The sequence below is a fragment of the Rugosimonospora acidiphila genome (assembly GCF_039543385.1).
Classification (GTDB): domain Bacteria; phylum Actinomycetota; class Actinomycetes; order Mycobacteriales; family Micromonosporaceae; genus Rugosimonospora; species Rugosimonospora acidiphila.
This window is the reverse complement of the sequence record NZ_BAABJQ010000038.1, coordinates 1-15,910: the sequence shown is the minus strand read 5'-3', so window position 1 is coordinate 15,910 and position 15,910 is coordinate 1. Positions and strand designations below refer to the sequence as shown.

Annotated in this window: 14 protein-coding genes and 1 pseudogene; 7 read left to right on the top strand and 8 right to left on the bottom strand. The window is 71.7% G+C overall.

Annotation, left to right across the window (positions count from 1 at the left end; translation table 11 throughout):
• The first annotated feature begins 301 nt into the window (after positions 1 to 301).
• The 5 genes from ABEA87_RS37610 to ABEA87_RS37590 all read left to right on the top strand — a co-directional run bounded on the left by ABEA87_RS37610 (position 302) and on the right by ABEA87_RS37590 (position 8,955).
• The gene (locus ABEA87_RS37610) at positions 302 to 1,576 is read left to right on the top strand and encodes a fibronectin type III domain-containing protein (RefSeq protein ID WP_345638028.1); all 1,275 of its coding nucleotides are present in this window, start codon (positions 302 to 304) and stop codon (positions 1,574 to 1,576) included.
• 197 nt (positions 1,577 to 1,773) lie between these two features.
• Positions 1,774 to 4,350, top strand: coding sequence for a fibronectin type III domain-containing protein (locus ABEA87_RS37605; protein WP_345638027.1), 2,577 nt, complete (start codon positions 1,774 to 1,776; stop codon positions 4,348 to 4,350).
• 38 nt (positions 4,351 to 4,388) lie between these two features.
• On the top strand, positions 4,389 to 5,369 hold the full coding sequence (locus ABEA87_RS37600) for an AAA family ATPase (protein ID WP_345638089.1): 981 nt from the start codon (positions 4,389 to 4,391) through the stop codon (positions 5,367 to 5,369).
• A complete protein-coding gene (locus ABEA87_RS37595) occupies positions 5,366 to 6,541 on the top strand; it encodes a DUF58 domain-containing protein (RefSeq protein WP_425571026.1) in 1,176 nt (391 codons plus the stop codon). The genes ABEA87_RS37600 and ABEA87_RS37595 overlap by 4 nt, the downstream gene beginning before the upstream one ends.
• A complete protein-coding gene (locus ABEA87_RS37590) occupies positions 6,535 to 8,955 on the top strand; it encodes a transglutaminaseTgpA domain-containing protein (RefSeq protein WP_345638024.1) in 2,421 nt (806 codons plus the stop codon). Before ABEA87_RS37595 ends, ABEA87_RS37590 begins: the two co-directional genes overlap by 7 nt.
• A gap of 13 nt (positions 8,956 to 8,968) precedes the next feature.
• Here ABEA87_RS37590 and ABEA87_RS37585 read toward each other — a convergent pair whose 3' ends face one another.
• Genes ABEA87_RS37585 through ABEA87_RS37575 form a run of 3 tightly spaced genes read right to left on the bottom strand, consistent with a single transcriptional unit; the run spans position 8,969 to position 10,974 of the window.
• Positions 8,969 to 9,772 carry a MerR family transcriptional regulator gene (locus tag ABEA87_RS37585; protein WP_345638023.1) on the bottom strand — a complete coding sequence of 268 codons (804 nt, stop codon included), beginning with the start codon at positions 9,770 to 9,772 and terminating at the stop codon, positions 8,969 to 8,971.
• Positions 9,765 to 10,301 (bottom strand): VOC family protein, encoded by a 537-nt coding sequence (locus tag ABEA87_RS37580; RefSeq protein ID WP_345638021.1) that lies wholly within the window; start codon positions 10,299 to 10,301, stop codon positions 9,765 to 9,767. Before ABEA87_RS37580 ends, ABEA87_RS37585 begins: the two co-directional genes overlap by 8 nt.
• A gap of 55 nt (positions 10,302 to 10,356) precedes the next feature.
• Positions 10,357 to 10,974, bottom strand: a complete 618-nt coding sequence (locus ABEA87_RS37575) for a TetR/AcrR family transcriptional regulator (RefSeq protein WP_345638020.1) — start codon at positions 10,972 to 10,974, stop codon at positions 10,357 to 10,359.
• Positions 10,975 to 11,019: 45 nt separating this feature from the next.
• Here ABEA87_RS37575 and ABEA87_RS37570 point away from each other — a divergent pair, with 45 nt between their 5' ends.
• Positions 11,020 to 11,781 (top strand): group II truncated hemoglobin, encoded by a 762-nt coding sequence (locus tag ABEA87_RS37570; protein WP_345638019.1) that lies wholly within the window; start codon positions 11,020 to 11,022, stop codon positions 11,779 to 11,781.
• Positions 11,782 to 11,860: 79 nt separating this feature from the next.
• On the opposite strand, the gene ABEA87_RS37565 is transcribed toward ABEA87_RS37570, so the two are convergent.
• A complete protein-coding gene (locus ABEA87_RS37565; RefSeq protein ID WP_345638018.1) occupies positions 11,861 to 12,553 on the bottom strand; it encodes a hypothetical protein in 693 nt (230 codons plus the stop codon).
• A 134-nt stretch (positions 12,554 to 12,687) separates the two neighbouring features.
• Between ABEA87_RS37565 and ABEA87_RS37560 the strand changes: the two genes are divergently transcribed.
• On the top strand, positions 12,688 to 12,972 hold the full coding sequence (locus ABEA87_RS37560; RefSeq protein ID WP_345638016.1) for a hypothetical protein: 285 nt from the start codon (positions 12,688 to 12,690) through the stop codon (positions 12,970 to 12,972).
• On the opposite strand, the gene ABEA87_RS37555 is transcribed toward ABEA87_RS37560, so the two are convergent.
• The 4 genes and pseudogenes from ABEA87_RS37555 to ABEA87_RS37540 form a co-directional block, all read right to left on the bottom strand.
• Positions 12,950 to 13,828, bottom strand: a complete 879-nt coding sequence (locus tag ABEA87_RS37555) for a phosphotransferase family protein (RefSeq protein WP_345638015.1) — start codon at positions 13,826 to 13,828, stop codon at positions 12,950 to 12,952. The two genes, ABEA87_RS37560 and ABEA87_RS37555, sit on opposite strands and share 23 nt — an antisense overlap.
• Positions 13,829 to 13,868: 40 nt before the next feature.
• The gene (locus ABEA87_RS37550; RefSeq protein ID WP_345638014.1) at positions 13,869 to 14,477 is read right to left on the bottom strand and encodes a response regulator transcription factor; all 609 of its coding nucleotides are present in this window, start codon (positions 14,475 to 14,477) and stop codon (positions 13,869 to 13,871) included.
• Positions 14,474 to 15,634: a sensor histidine kinase gene (locus ABEA87_RS37545; protein WP_345638012.1), complete on the bottom strand. Its 1,161-nt coding sequence runs from the start codon at positions 15,632 to 15,634 to the stop codon at positions 14,474 to 14,476. The genes ABEA87_RS37550 and ABEA87_RS37545 overlap by 4 nt, the downstream gene beginning before the upstream one ends.
• 93 nt (positions 15,635 to 15,727) lie before the next feature.
• Positions 15,728 to 15,910, bottom strand: a pseudogene (locus tag ABEA87_RS37540) (hypothetical protein); the annotation flags it as partial.

The window sequence follows — 15,910 nt, the reverse complement described above, 5'->3', positions numbered from 1 at the left end:
CGACCCCGAGCATCACACTACGCAACCCAACAACCACCATCTGTCAACGGATCGCGCTCACCGTCCACTGTGAGCATTCACGAGATCCATCCGCGTAGCCGCCAACCCGCACGGCCAAAACCCACCCGCCGGACCGATCGACAATCGGCATAACCAGCCGACACAGCCGGCATCTGTCCGCTGTGGACACCCGACGGAACACCGGCCCACCCGAACACCCGGTGCGCAGCTTCGGACGAAGTAGCACGGCGCGCCGGAGCGGTGACTGGCATTGTGGCCGGTCAGGCGGCAGCATGACCACGTGTCTGCACCACCACCACTGAGTGCGACCTGGCAACACGCGGACGATCTTCGCGCCCAGGGCAACTTCGTGGCGGCCCGTGACCTGCTGGAGCCGGCCGTCGATGTGGCCGCCGCTCAGCTGGGCTCCGACGATCCCGCGGTGGTCGAGACCCAACGCCGGCTGGCGACCGTCCACCGAGAGCTTGGCGAACTGTCCGCCGCGCGCCGGGTGCTGGAGGAGGCCCTGGAGGGGGGCCTGCTCGGCCTGGGCGAGGCCGATCCGCTGATTTTGCTCATCTCCGCCGAGCTCGGTGCCATCGCCGACGAGTTGGGCAACAAGCACGAGGCGCGGCGCAATCTCGCGCGCGTGGCCCGCTACGGCCCGACGGTACTGGGGCCCGACCACCCGTACGTGCGCACCTCGCAGCGCTACCTCGGGGTGGACGTGCCACCGCCGCCGCCCACGCAGGTGACCGTGCAGCCGCCGGAGGCGGCGGCGCCGCCCGGACCGCGGACGCCGGCCGATGCGGACGAGACGGTGATTCCCGTCGAGCCGGGCGTGTACCGGCCGGTGGCCCGGGACGAGCCGTCGTCGCCGCAACCCGAGCCGACCGGTGACGCCGGCGTGTACCTACCGCCGAACCCGGTCGCATTCCCCGGGCCCGGGGGGCCTGGCACCGGCCCGCCGGGCCCGGGGATCCCGATGCCGACCCAGCGCACGCCGACGACCTGGCAGCAGCACCCGGCGCCGCCGGCGCGCGGGACGGGCAACCAACCGTACGACTGGGCCGCGCCCGGCGGCGGACCGTGGAGTGCTCGCCCGGGGGCGCAGCGGCCCGCCCCGAGCCGGCCTCGCTCCCGGGGTCCGCTGATCGCGATGGCCGTCATCACGCTGGCCGTGGTGGTGGCCGGTGTCGCGATCGGCGTGTTCGCGTTCGGCGGGCACCACGCCTCGCCGCAGGGTAGCCCGCCGGCCACCTCGCCGTCGGCCTCGACGCGTCTGGCGCCGACGGACGTGCGGCTGCGCGACAACGGCGTGTCGGTGACGCTGACGTGGACCGACCCGAGTTCGGGTCGGGTGCCGTTCGTGGTCGCGGGCGGCCGGGCCGGCGAGGAGTCCCGGGCGTTCCAGACGCTTCCGGCGGGGCAGAGCGCCTACACGGTCAACGGGCTCAACCCGGACGTGGATTACTGCTTCACCGTGGTGGCGGTGTACACGACCAACGAGGTGGCCACCTCGGCGCTGACCTGTACCCAGCGCACGGGCCACCCCACGATCTCACCGAGCCGATAACCAGCGTGTAGCCGATCGGTAACTGTCCGCTGTGGACGGTAGCGGTAGCGGTAGCGCGGGGTATCCACAGGCACACGCAGTGGCTTTCCTTGGGCCCTTCCCGGCCCCTATGATGGCCCGCGGACTTGCGGATGGGCGCCAACCAGCACCACCCGGCACCCGACGCACCGGTGCGACGCCGACGGTGAGGCGTGACGATGTCGCGGACGGGCAAATTTGTACGAGGCCGGGGTGCGTGGGTCACCCTGGGGACCGTGCTCGGCCTGGCGGTCGCGATGGGTGCGACCGTGCTCGGGCTCGGCGCCACCAACCACGCCCTGGCCACCTCGAACGCGAGCCTGTGGATGTGGTCGTCCAACCGGGGTGAGATCGCCCGGGTCAACGCCGAGACCGGCCGGGTCGACACCCGCTACAAGGTGGTCGACGCGCAGGGGCACGTGATCCAGGTCAGCCAGACCGACCGGTACCTCATCATGCGTGACCTGAACACCGGCAAGGTCAGCTCCCTGGACCTGTCGACCCTGCAGGTCGCGGCCACCAGCCAGACCACCGCCGGTCTGGGCGTCAGCGTGGTGCTCTCCGGCGACTCCGGGTTCATCATCGATTCGGTGCAGGGCGTGGTCCGCCAACTCGACCCGTTGACCCTGGCACCGACCGGTAGCCCGTTGCGGTTCCCGCCGGGGTTGTCCGGCGGCGCCTTCGACGGCAACGGCACGCTGTGGCTGCTGGTCCAGACCGAGGGCACCGTGGTCGGCATCCGCCCGGCGGTGCCGCACCCGGCCAAGGGCGTGGCGGCCACCACCACCCCGAGCGTGGCGCAGACCGTCACGGTCGGCGACCCCGGCCACGATCTGACGATGTCCACCCTGGACACCGGCGTGGCGGTGCTGGACCAGACCGGCGACACGCTGACCACCGTGCGCGGCGCGCAGAAGCACACCTTGAGCGTGCCGATGAGCGGCACCGGCTCGCTGCCGGCGGCCACCGGCGGCAGCGGCTCGAGCATCCCGGTGACCGTCGAGGACGATCGCCACGTGTACGTGGTGGCCGACGGGCGCGTCACCGACTTCGCGGTGCCGGGCCACGGCGGCAAGCTGTCCCCGGCGGTTCCGTTCGCCGGACGGCTGTACGTGGCCGACAACGACGCGGGCAACGTGTACGTGCTGGACTCGGCCGGCAAGCTGGTCAGCACGATCGCCATCCCGAACGCGGGCGGCTCGCTGGAGCTGGACGTCAAGACCGACCACCTGTTCATCAACGCGCCGCGCTCCTCCACCGCCCGGGTGGTCGACAACCACAACCGGGTCAAGGTGGTCGACAAGTACGCCAACAACGTGCTGGGCGGGGACCCGCCGCCGTCTCCCCCACCACCTCCCCCGCCGCCCCCGCCACCACCGGTCGGGCCGCCTGGCGCGCCGGTGCGGGTGGCCGCCGTGGCCGGCAACGCCTCGGCGCACATCACCTGGGGCGCGGCCAGCGCCCACGGCTCGGCGATCACCAAGTACGTGATCGAGGGCGACGGTCAGCCGCACGAGGTGGGCGCCAAGCAGCGCTCGCTGGACGTGACCGGCCTGACCAACGGGCAGACGTACACGTTCAGCGTGTACGCGGTCAACGCCAAGGGCGCCGGCCCCAAACGGTCGGCCAACCCGGTGATGCCGACCTCCGACGTGCCGGACCCGCCGGCCAGCGTGAGCGCGCAGGAGCAGAAGGACGGTTCAGTGGTCGTGCAGTGGCCGGCCGCCAACGGCCTGGGCCACAACGTGGTCAGCTACTCGGTGGCCACGGTCTCCGGCGGCGCCGCGGTCGACCCGATGACGACGTCGAAGACCACGCTGACCATCGCGCCGGGCAAGCTCGACTACGGCACGCAGTACGCGTTCACGGTCAGCGCCATCAACGACAAGGGCGCCAGTTCCAAGGCCTCCCCGACCAGCAACTCGGTGGTGCCCTACACGCTGCCGGGCGCGCCGCAGCAACTGGGCGCGGCCACCGTCGACGCCAAGGGCGCGATCAGCGTGTCCTGGCAGCCGGCCGAGGACAACGGCCGGCAGATCACCAAGTACGTGGTCACCTCCGGCGACACCAGCCAGGACGTCACCGGGGCGACCTCGGTGACGCTCGACGGCTTCGCCAACGGCGCCACCGTGCGGGTCAGCGTCAAGGCGGTCAACCAGGCCGGCGACGGGCCCGCGGCCAGCGCCACCGCCAAGACCATCAACGTTCCGGTGATCACCAAGGGCACGGCGGCGGCCAGCGGCTACAACGCCATCAAGGTGCCGTTCACGGTCAACGGCAACGGCAGCACGACCACCTGCACGCTCGCGCTGGTCGGGGTGGCGCCGGCCGCCTCCTTCCCGTGTACCGGCGGCACCAAGACCGGGCTGTGGCCGGCCACCAAGTACAGCTTCGCGGTGACCGCGTCGAACAAGGCCGGCTCGGCCACCTTCACCGGCAGCGTGACCACCCCGACGATCACCGGCACCGTGGTCTGCACGAACGAGAGCTACTGCGGGCACAGCTCGACCACCGGGGGCATCTGGGTCTACACCTCGCCGACCCAGACCGACGGCAACGAGGTGGGCCACGTGTACGCCCCGGGACAGGTGAGCACCCAGTGCTGGACCACAGGTCAAACGGTCAACGCGAAACCGTATGGCGGTAAGCAGACCAACCAGTGGCTGCGGATAACCTTCAGCGGGAACAACTACATCCCGTATGCGTGGGTCAACCTCGACGGCGGTGCCTCCATCGGGAACCTACCGAAGTGTTAGCACCGCAAGGAGTACAGACCGTGACGCAGCCACCACTCATCCAGCGCAACGACGCTCCCAGCCCCGAGGAGGCCGCCAACTTCGCCGCGTTCGCCAACCGCCTGGGCTACGCCATCGGTTCGGTCGTGCTGGGCAAGGCACCGGTCGTCCGGTTGGCGTTGACGGCGTTGCTGGCCGAGGGCCATCTGTTGGTCGAGGATGTGCCGGGGGTTGGTAAGACGACGTTGGCGCGGGCGATCGCGGCGGTGGTGCAGGGGGCGTGGCGTCGGATCCAGTTCACGCCGGATCTGCTGCCCAGCGACGTGACCGGGGTGACGATCTTCAACCAGGCGACCCGGGGGTTCGAGTTTCATCCGGGTCCGGTGTTCGCGAACATCGTGATCGCGGATGAGATCAACCGGGCGTCGCCCAAGACGCAGTCGGCGTTGTTGGAGGTGATGGAGGAGCGGTATGTGACGGTTGACGGGGTGCGTCATCCGGTGCCACGGCCGTTTCTGGTGGTGGCCACGCAGAACCCGGTGGAGATGGACGGCACGTACCGCCTGCCGGAGGCTCAGCTGGACCGGTTCCTGATGAAACTGTCGGTGGGATATCCGGACGAGGCCGTCGAGATCGACGTGCTGCGCGGCGCCGCGGCCGGGCGCAGCCCCGACCAGCTGGAGCCGGTCACCGACACCAGCGCCATCGCCCAGGCCATCGAGCTGGGCCGGCGGGTCTACCTGGCCGACCCGCTCTACACCTACGCCGTCCGGCTGGCCGCCGCCACCCGCAACCACCCCCACGTGCGCGTCGGGGTCAGCCCCCGCGGCGCGATAGCCCTGACCAAGGCGGCCAGCGCCTACGCGCTGCTGGACGGACGCAACTACGTGGTGCCCGAGGACCTGCAGGTGCTCATCGAGCCGGTCTTCGCCCACCGGCTGCTGCTGTCGCCCGACTCCCAACTGCGCGGCACCACCGCCGAGCAGATCCTCGCCGGCGTGCGGGAATCCGTCGCCGTACCCGCGGCGCAGCCAGTGTGAAGCCGACCGGGCGCGGACTAGCCGTCACCGGCGGTGGCGCGGTGCTGATCGGGGCCGGATTCACCTTCGGCTACCCGGAGCTGGCCGTGCTGGGCGCCGTCGCGCTGCTGGCCGCGGCCTGCGCCCTGGCCTACGCCGCCTGGCGACCCCGGCTGTCCGTGACCCGCACCGTCGAGCCCGACCGGGTGGCCCGCGGCCAGCCGTGCACCCAGACGCTGGTGGTGCACAACGGCAGCCGGTTGGTCGCCGCCACCCTGATCGCCCAGGATCGCTGCGGCGGCGCCACGGTAGCGGTGCCGCTGATCCGGCTGCGCCCCGCCCGGGACACCACCGTGAGCTACCCGGTACCCACCGCCCGGCGCGGCGTGGTCCAGGTCGGGCCGCTGAGCGTGACCCGCCGCGACCCGCTGGGCCTGCTCGGCGCGCGGCGCACCCACGGCGGCACCGCCCGGGTGTGGGTGCACCCCCGCTCGCACCCGCTGGCGGCCGTGCCGGCCGGCATCGCGCGCAGCCTGGACGGGCGCATCGACCGGGTACCGCATGGCAACATCACGTTCGACGCCCTACGCCAGTACGTCATCGGCGACGAGCTGCGCCGGGTCCACTGGCGTACCACCGCCCGCATCGGTGAGCTGATGGTGCGCGAGTACGTGGACACCAGCCTGCCCCGGCTGGTCGTGCTGCTCGACGACCGGGCCGGCGCCTACCCGCAGCCAGACGACTTCGAGCACGCCTGCGAGGCGGCCGCCTCGGTACTGGTCGCCGCGGTGCGCGAGGACCTGGCCGCCGAACTGCTGCTGGTCGGCGCCGCCTCGGCCCCCGGCACGCGCGAGCACCAGGCGATGGGTCCGGCCGGCGCCCGCCGGGTGGACGTCGCCCCGCTGCTGGACCGGCTGGCCGAGGCGCAGCTGCACCCCGGCGACCGGCTCGGTGCGGCGATCGACCGGCTGCGCCAGTACCGGCTGGGCGACACTTTGGTCTACCTGACGGGCAGCGGCAGCGCCGAGGACCTGGCACCGGTCGGCGCGCTGCACCCCCGGTACCCGACGATCGTGGCCGGCGTGTTCGGCGACCCGGCCGCCGTACCGTCCACGGTGGAGGGTGTGCGGGTGCTCGCGGTACCCGACGCGGCCTCCTTCGCCGCCGCGTGGGACGGGCTCGAGCGATGGTGAGGCGGCTGGGCGTGGCCGCGGCGCTGGCGGCCCTGGTGGCCCTGGCCGCGCTGCCGCTGGCCCGCATCTACCACGGCGATCTGCTCACCCGCCTGCTGCTGGGCGCCGCGGTCGCCTCGGTGCTGCTGTCGACGCTGGTGCGCCGGCTGCCCGCCTACACGGTCGCGCCGATCTCCGCGGTGGCGCTGCTGGCCTACAGCCTGCTGGCGGTGCGCCTCGCGGCCGCGCACGCGGGTCTTGCCGGCCCGCTGTGGGCGACGTGGCGCGACGCCGTCGGCAACGGCATCCCCCGGCTGCTGACCGCGCTGATCCCGGTCGAGCCCCAGCCGGACACCGTACTGGTGCCGGTGGTCGCGACCTGGCTGGCCGGGCTGGCCGGGGCCGAACTGGCGGTGCGCTACCGCCGGGTGCTGTTCGGCGTCGCCCCGCCCACCGTGCTGTACGCCGCCTGCCTGCTGCTGGTCGGACCCAACGCGCACCCCGCGCTGTGGCAGCCGCTGGCCTATGCCGCGGTGGCCGCCGCCGCGCTGGCGGTGACCGGCCGGCCCGCCGGCACCACCCCGAAAGACCTGAGCACCTCCGACCGCTTCGCGCTCCGGGCGCGGCTGGTCACCAGCGGCGCCGCCACCCTGGTCGTGCTCATCGGGTTGGCCGTCGCGGTCGCGCCGGCGCTGGCCGGGCGGGTGGGCGCCACCCCGATCGACCCGCGCAAGTACGTGACCCCACCCAACCTGTCCACCCAGGACGAGAACCCGCTGATCCGGTTGTCCGGCTGGGCGCTGAACCCGACCGAGAAGCTGTTCGACACAGACATCTCCACCGGAGTACCAGCGGCCGGCCTGCGCGTGCGGCTGGCCGTGCTGTCCGACTACGACGGGGTCAACTGGCTGGTCCACGGCGACTACCGGCAGGCCGGACGTGCCCTGCCGCCGGTGGACGGCCCCGGCGCGCCGGCACCCGGCGGGCGGACCGTCGACCAGCGCATCACCGTCGATGACCTGGACGGCCGGCTGCTGCCCGCCGCCGCCAACGCCCGCGAGGTCGACGGCGTACGGGTCGGGTACGACCAGGCCACCGGCACCGTGATCCGGCTGACCGACGAGCTGACCCCGGGGTTGACCTACACCGTGCATTCCGAGGCACCCACGGTCAACGTGAACCTGCTGCCCGCCGCGGACGTGCCCGCCGGCCCGACCGTGGCCCGGTACCTGCAGCTGGCCGTCGGCGCCCCGGACCCGATGACGAAGCTGGCCAACCAGTTGGGTGCCGACGTCGGCTCCCCGTACCAGCGGGCCCAGGCCATCGCCGAGTTCCTCTCCGACCACTACAGCCTGGTCAGCGACGCGCCCAGCGGCCACGCCTACCCCAACCTCAACTTCTTCCTGTTCGCCGCCCGCAACCTGGGCGGCCAGCGCGGCACCAGCGAGCAGTTCGCGGCCAGCTTCGCGGTGCTGGGCCGGATGCTCGGCCTGCCCACCCGGGTGGTGGTGGGTTTCATCGCGCAACCCGGCCGGCACAGCGTGCTCGGTCGCGACGCACTGGCCTGGCCGGAGGTGCTGTTCACCGGCGTGGGCTGGGTACCGTTCGACCCGCTGCCCCACCCCGACACCCCACCACGCCCGGTCGAGGACGACTTCGCGCCCAAGCCGCCGCCCTCGGCCCCGCCACCCTCACCGGAACCGACCCCGGCGGTGTCCGCCTCCGCCCACGCAAGCCACCCCTCGCCCAGCGCGAGCCTGTCCGCGGCGCCGGCCGGCGGCGTGCGCACCGGCCTGCTGGCCGGGCTGGGGGGCGGCGTGCTGGTGGTGCTGGTGGGCGCGCTGGCCGGCGCGGTGCTGGCCCGGCGCGCTGAGCGCTCGCGGCGGCTGGACCGGGGCTCGCCCGCCGACCGGGTGGCCGCGGCGTGGAACGAGGTACTCGACGGGCTGCGGCTGGCCGGGCGGCCGGCGGCGGCCCATCTGGCGGTGACCGAGGTGGCCACGCACGCGGCGGCCGTGGTGGCCGAGGCGCCCCGCGCACGCCGGCGCACCGCGGCCGGATCGAGCCTGCCCGCCCCGTCGCTGCTGGACCTGGCGACGCTGGCCAACCGGGTCACGTTCGCGGGCGCGGCCGTGCGCGAGGAGGACGCCCGGCTGGCCCGGGCCCAGGCGATCGCGTACGTCGGCGAGCTGCGCGCCCGCCGTTCCTGGTGGCGGCGGCTGCGGTGGTCGCTGGACCCGCGCCCGCTGCGCTGGCACCGCCGGACGCCCGAGCCTTCGGGTCACCACGGAGCTCAGGATCACCACGGAGTTCAGGGCCACCATGGGGCTCAGGGCCGGCACGAGACTCAGGGCCGGCACGAGGCGCACACCGGGCCCGAACGCCACCGGTCCGATCGCCACCACCGGCCACCGGAGGGACCTTCGACGGTGTGAGCGGTCCCGCGCTCTACTGCCAGGTCGCGGTGTCGGGATCGATGCCGTGGGTGCGCGCGCTGGCGTCGATGATTCGGCGGAACCACGTGGCAAGGCCGGCGCGGATGCCGTCGTAGTGGGCGGCGAATCCCGGATCGGCCTCATACCTGCGGCCGAGACAGACCTGCATCTGCCTGGTGAGGGGAAAGTACGAAGCAAAGACCTCGCGGTGCCGCTCGACGAGCTGATCCGCTTCCGGACTACCAGGTGTGACGCCGGCGTCCATCGCATCCCCGAGGGTGCGGTCGAGGCCTGCAACGGCGTCGGCGACGGCCTGCCATTCCTCCGGACCGCGAGAGGCGCCGCGTTCGGCGTACTGCTGCCATTGCGTCGTGTCTCCGTAACGCTCGCGGGCCTGGGCGGGCCAGTCTGGGTTCCACCGGGGGCCGAAGATCGCGGCCTGCTGCTCGATGGTCAGCAGCAGGCCGCGCTCGTGGGCGTCGATCATCCGATCCAGTCCGGCGCTGAGCTGCCAGAGGCGGTCAATCCGGTGAGCGACCTGGGTGCGCTGCGCACGCAGTGCAGCGGGCACGTCTGCGGTCGAGTCGTCCAGGATGGCCCGAATCCCGTCCAGGCCGAGACCGATCTCCCGGTACACGATGATGCGGTGGAGGCGTTCCAGGTCACCAGCGGTGTAGAGCCGGTATCCGGCAGCCGTGCGCAGCGACGGTCGCGCCAGACCGATCTCATCCCAGTGGTGCAGCGCGCGGACCGTCACGCCCAGACGCGTCGAGACCTGACCGACGGTCAGACCATCGGCGTCAGTGGCATCAGGCATGGTCCTCATTGTCGCCGCGCCCGACGCCCGGTGGGGTGATCCCGACGGCGGCAAGGTCCCGCGCCTCCTGACTGGCCGGATCAAAGGGCTTCGCCGCAGTGAAAACGATCCGAGCGTTCTCCGGCGTGATCACCACCACATCGCGGGTGTTCCAGGGGGTATCCCGTGGACCCTCGACCGAGTTCGGGCGCAACGCACGACAGGCCTCGACCAGGGAATCGACCTGGCTGAGCAGGCACGCGAAACTGAAGCTCATCGCGGGTGCCTGCTCCGCAACGCTCCCCGCCGGGACGAGCAGTACGTCCTGGAACGCCCACCGGCGCAGGTGTACAACCCGGCCGGGGATGCTGAACAGCTCGAAGAACCCGAGCCCACGGATCCAGAAGTCCACCGACGCCGCCAGATCGCTCGTGGGGATCGTCACGAACGCGGGCATTCCATAGATGCCACGGAACGGCTCCGGCGCGACCGCATCCAGGCCGGGAGCTGGCACGGGGCTCATCTCAAACGCGTTGTAGTAGTCGCTCATGCACCCGACCCTCCAGCCTCACGCGACGTGAGGGTCAAGCCGGATTCGTGAATCTCTAGTCGGGCATCGTGAAGGGCGGCGGATCCCCGCCGACGGATCGCCACACGAGCGTCGCGGCGCGTACCGGCCAGTCCGGTGGCGGGTCGTCGCCGGCCAGAGCCCGGCCGTACCAGTTGCCGGTGCACATCGTGACCGCGACCGTGAAATCGGCGTCGGGGTCGATGAGGCCGAGTCGTTGCGCGTCGTGGAAGATCGCGGTGAGCCGGGCCCGGCGGGGAGCGATCACGTGCGCCCGGTAGCGGGTGACCACGGCCGGGTCGGCGGACTCCTGCAGCATCGCTCCGACCAGCGACATCCGTCCGGGCATGCTGACCCCGCGGGCGAAGTCGGTCAGCTCCGCCACCAGCGCCGCGAACGGGTCGGCCTGCGCCGTCTCGGCCGCTACGTCGTCGTCGATCGTGGCGACCACCGCCGCGGCGAGGTCGGCCTTGGTGGGCCACCGGCGGTAGATCGCCTGCCTCGTGGTGCCGGCCTCCTCCGCGACGGAGGCGACGGACATCGCCTCGTAGCCGTCGCGGGACAGTTGCCGCCGCGCGGCGGCGAGCACGCGCAGGTCAATGCTCGTGTCCCGAGTCCGGCCGGCGCGACGGGCCGGCCCAGAATTCAAATCCACAACAGTATTGTATTGTAAAGCGCGATGGACGACGGAGGAGTAGCCATGATCGTCGAATACATCCGGTATCTGATCCCCGATGAACAGTCCAGCGCTTTCGAGGCCGCCTACGCCCGGGCGGCCGTGCCGCTGGCCAGCGCGCCACAGTGCGTCGACTACGAACTCAGTCGCAGTGTCGACGAACCGGGCAGCTACGTGCTGCGCATCGTCTGGACGTCCGCCGCCGACCACATCGAAGGCTTCCGCCGCAGCGCGAACTTCACCGAGTTCTTCGCCGAGATCCGCCCGTACCTGCCGATGGTTCAGGAGATGCGCCACTATCAGCGCACCGACGTGCACGGCACCGGCTCCTCGGAGCCGAGCCTGTACGAGTGGGCCGGCGGAGCCGGAGCCTTCGAGCGCCTCACCGAGGCCTTCTACCGCGAGGTGCTCCGCGACGATCTGCTGGAACCGCTGTTCCGGCACATGGACGCCGAGCATCCGAAGTTCGTCGCGATGTGGCTGGACGAAGTCTTCGGCGGCCCCGACACGTACACGGCCAAGCGCGGCGGATATCCGCACATGCTGGCCCAGCACCTCGGCAAGGCCATCACGGAGCCGCAGCGCCGACGCTGGATCAACCTGCTCGCGGACGCCGCCGACGAGGTCGGCCTGCCGTCCGACCCGGAGTTCCGGGCCGCGTTCATGGGCTACATCGAGTGGGGCACCCGACTGGCGATAGGCAACTCCCAACCGGAGGCGCACCCGATGACGGAGGCTCCCGTGCCTCACTGGGGTTGGGGCGTGGCCCCGCCGTACCGCGGCTGATGGTCTTCTGACAGTTGCGGACCGCCCCGGCGATGGTCCCGGCCGCGGGGAGTGCCGGTGCCCGCATCGGCACCGGCACTCAGCGGTCGCGGATCAGGGCGAAGGCGAAGGCGAGTCGCCGATCGAACCAGTCCTTGTACAAGCGGAACTCGTCGCTGCCGACGGATCGCATGACCTCGTCCTCGCCCGACCACCACTCCAGGATCCGAGCGGCGTTGCCTCGCCCTTCTCCATTCTCCGAGCCCGCAGAATCAATGATGTTAAAGCCGACCCTCACCGCGGTCGTGACGAGCAACTGTGCCTTGGACGGGCCACCGCTGGCCCACTCGTTGCGACCCACGATTTCGGGATGTCCCGGCTGGTCGATGCGCCACGTGTGGCGGAACGGACGTCGAGGGGGGATGCGGCGCACGACGCCGATCGTCTCGTGGCCGCCATCACGGACGACGTGACGACGCTCGCCGTCGACTTGCTGCGACGCTTCGACGTAGCACAGCAACCGCTGGCACGCCTCGTCCTCGAACAGGGTGAGTTCGTGCGAGACGGGCAGGTGGACGCCGTCGGCGGGGGCGAAGAAGGCGCATGGCGCGTTGACGGGGAAGTCCTTGTCGCCCCGGCGTACTCGGACGGCGCGCGCGCCGAACGTCTTACGCCTGCGCTTCAGGGTCTCGGGCCGCTCCAGCGTGGTGATGGAGAAGTTCGGCGCGTCCTGCCACGAGACGAGCTCGACAGGGGACTCGTCCCGCTTCTTGCCGCCCCTACCGAAAACCAACTCGGCTCCCCCAGTCGGAAGGTCACGTGTCAGCGAACAACGCGTGTACCTTAACTGGCCTCGGGTCCGGCCGGCAGATGGGTCGAGCGTAGCCGGAAGAGGCCACGATCCGGTGCGTCTGCGATCCTGGTCGGATGGACAGCGTGGATCCGGGCGGGCCACCGAGCGACGCGGACGTGCCGAACCTGCCGCCGCACCTTGCGCGGGACCAGCCCGAAGCCGGCGGATCGGGCGGCTGGACCGTGTGGCGGCAGGACGACAACGGCAACCGGTACGAGGTGTCCCGGCACGATTCTCGACCGGAGGCCGATTCGGTGGCCGCCACGATGGAGGCGCGTGGCCATAGGCAGACCTACTGGGTCGCGCCATCCGCCCCGGGCGCGGGCATCGACGGGTTCACGACGACAACTGCCGGATGACCGTGCCCATCCGGCTCACCGTGGCCACGGCGTGCTGCCAGGGCAGCACCCGCGCGGTGTCCCGACCAAGCCATCGGAAGGCCACGAACTGCAATCCCGCCACGGTCATCCACCAGCGGGTCAACTCCGGGCCGGGCCGCCAGCCGCAACCGTCCACATAGCCACGCCACACCGCGATGGCGTTGCCCGCCGCGGTATCTGACGCATCGGGGTCGGCGGCGAGCAGGGCCAGGAAGGCGGCGCGGGCCGGGTCGAGGCCCATCGACGTCACCTGCGCGGTCTCCCAGTCCAGCAGGTAATCGCACCCGTCGTCGTTGACGAGGAAGTTCCCGGGACCGGGATCGCCGTGGGTGAACACCGGGCGGGACAACGTATCCGGCGCGGGTGCGGCGCGCACCGCGGCGGCCAGCACGCCGGCCTGCGCTTCGGGCAGTTGACTGGTCAGCATCGCGGCGAGGCTCTCATGGGTCGCCACCGCCGCGCCCGCGTCCGAGACCGGGACCCCGGAGTCCGCCCACGGCAGCCGGGACAGACCCGACAGGGCCACACCCATGCGCCACCAGTCGGCCGGGCTCTGCGGGCGCCGCCCGGGCAGACGGTCCAACACCAGGCACGTGCGGTCCCGGTGGCTTCCGCTACGGATCACGCCGTGGCGGCGTACCCCGGGAACGGCAACGGCATGCCGGCCCGCCCACCGCAGGGCGCGATGCTCATCGGCGAGCCCGCCCGGCGTCCCCTCCACCTTGACGACCACGCGATCGCCGGTGTGTTCTTCGCACCCGAAGAACACCCAGTTCTTCTGCCCGCCGGTGGCTGGTTCCAGTCCGTTGACCCGGAAACCATCGGTCAACTCCACATGAGACACCCCGCCGCCGATCCCCTTCACAAAACCGCTTTTATAGCCAGCCCCGGTCGTCGGCGACGCGCACCGCGCCCATCCGGTTCTGCGCCCCCGTCTTCGCGATCGCCGCCGACAGGTAGTTGCGCACAGTCCCCTCCGACAGGTACAGCTTGCCGGCTATCTCCGCGACCGTGGCGCCGGAGCGGGCCACGTTCAGCACATCGCGTTCCCGTGCGGTCAACGGGGAATCGCCCGCCGCGAGCGTCGCCGCCGCGAGGGCGGGGTCGACCACCCGCTCACCGCGTACCACGCGGCGGATGGCGTCCACCAGAGCCTCGGGTGGGGCGTCCTTGACGACGAAGCCGAGGACGCCGGCCGTCATCGCCCGGCGCAGGTAGCCCGCGCGACCGAACGTGGTGAGGATGACCACGCGGCAGTCGGGTACCTGCGCGGTGAGCACCGCCGCCGCGGCCAGACCGTCCAGGCCCGGCATCTCGATGTCGAGCAGAGCCACATCGGGATGGTGGGCCAGCGCCGCGTCGACAACCTTGTCGCCGCGGTTGACCGAGGCGACCACCTCGAAGTCGTCTTCCAGCTCGAGCAGCGCGGACAACGCGCTGCGGATCAGGTCCTGGTCGTCGGCCAGCAGCAGCCGGATCGTCATGCGACGGTTTCCTTTGTGGTAGCGAGGAGTCCGGAGGTTTCGGGCCGGCCGAGCGTGACCCGCAGCCGCCAGCCGTGCGGGCTGGCCGGGCCGCTGTCCACCGTGCCACCGGCGGCGGCGACCCGCTCCCGCAGTCCGGTCAGGCCGTTGCCGTTGGGCGCCGCGCTGCCCGTGCCGTCGTCGCGGATCTCGATCTGGGACGACGACAGGGTCACCGTGCAGCGGGTGGCGTGCGCGTGGCGCACCACGTTGGTGAGGCCTTCCCGCAGAATCCAACCGAACAGCTCCTGGTGGGCGGGATCGACCACGTCGGTGGCGGTGGGCAGGTCGGCCACCACTCCCGCCGCCCGCAGCAGTTCCCGGCCGCGGGCAAGCTCGCCGTTGAGGGTCACCTCGCGGTACCCGGACACGGCGGCCCGCACGTCGGTCAGCGCCTGGCGGGACAGGCCCTCCACGGCGGTGATCTCCTCGATCGCCTTTGGCGACCCGCTTTCGGCCAGCCGGCGGGCCAGGCCGCTTTTCACGGTGATGACGGTCAGCGAGTGCCCGAGCAGGTCGTGCAGGTCGCGTGAGATCCGGGCCCGTTCGGCCTCCGACGCCAGGCGCGCGACCTCGGCTCGGGCTTCCAGCAGGGCGCGGTTGGCGTTGGCCAGTTCGGAGAACCCGCGCACCGTCAGGCTGGTGAAGACCATCAGGATCGCCGGGGTCCATCCGGGGCCGACGTGCCAGGGTCGCACGGCCCAGGGCACAACCAGCGCGGCGAGCACACCGGCCGCGAGAATCATTCCCAGGTACTGGGGCCGCACCATCGCCGCGAAGGACACGATGACGACGGCGAGGAAGAAGGCATTATCGTGCGCGATGGGCAGTTCGGCGAGGAACAGCAGGTTCATGGCCCCGAACAGCACCCACATCTGGGTGGTGCGGCCCCAAGCCACCGAGAGGGCGGTCAGGACGTAGGCCACGGCGAAGGCGGCCACGATGACGTGCCCGACCACCTCGGTGGCGCCGCTGGTCGACTGGGCGATTCCGGAGGCCGCGACACCGGGGTAGGCGAGCATTCCGGTCGCCAGGACGACGCGCCGCCATCCTCGCGCCCATCGCTGCGGGTCACTCTCGGCCACGCTGCTCACCCGCACCCTTCGGCTGTCCGCCATGCCGCGAACGGTAGCAGTGGCATGGCGGACGGCGCTGGTTCGTCGGTGCCGATGCGGTTTCGGGTGCCGGTGCGGTTCGGGGGTGCTGGTGGTTCACGCGGAGGCGAACTGGGAGCGCAGCGTCCGGCCGTTGACCAGTGCCACGACGCCGAGCAGCAGTAGTCCGCAGGTGCCCTGTTCGAGTTTCATCCAGAGGGGGAAGGTGCCGGGCAGGGTGATGATGACGGTGATCGCGGCGACCATGACGCCGGAGATGATGCGGAGCCTGCGGTAGGC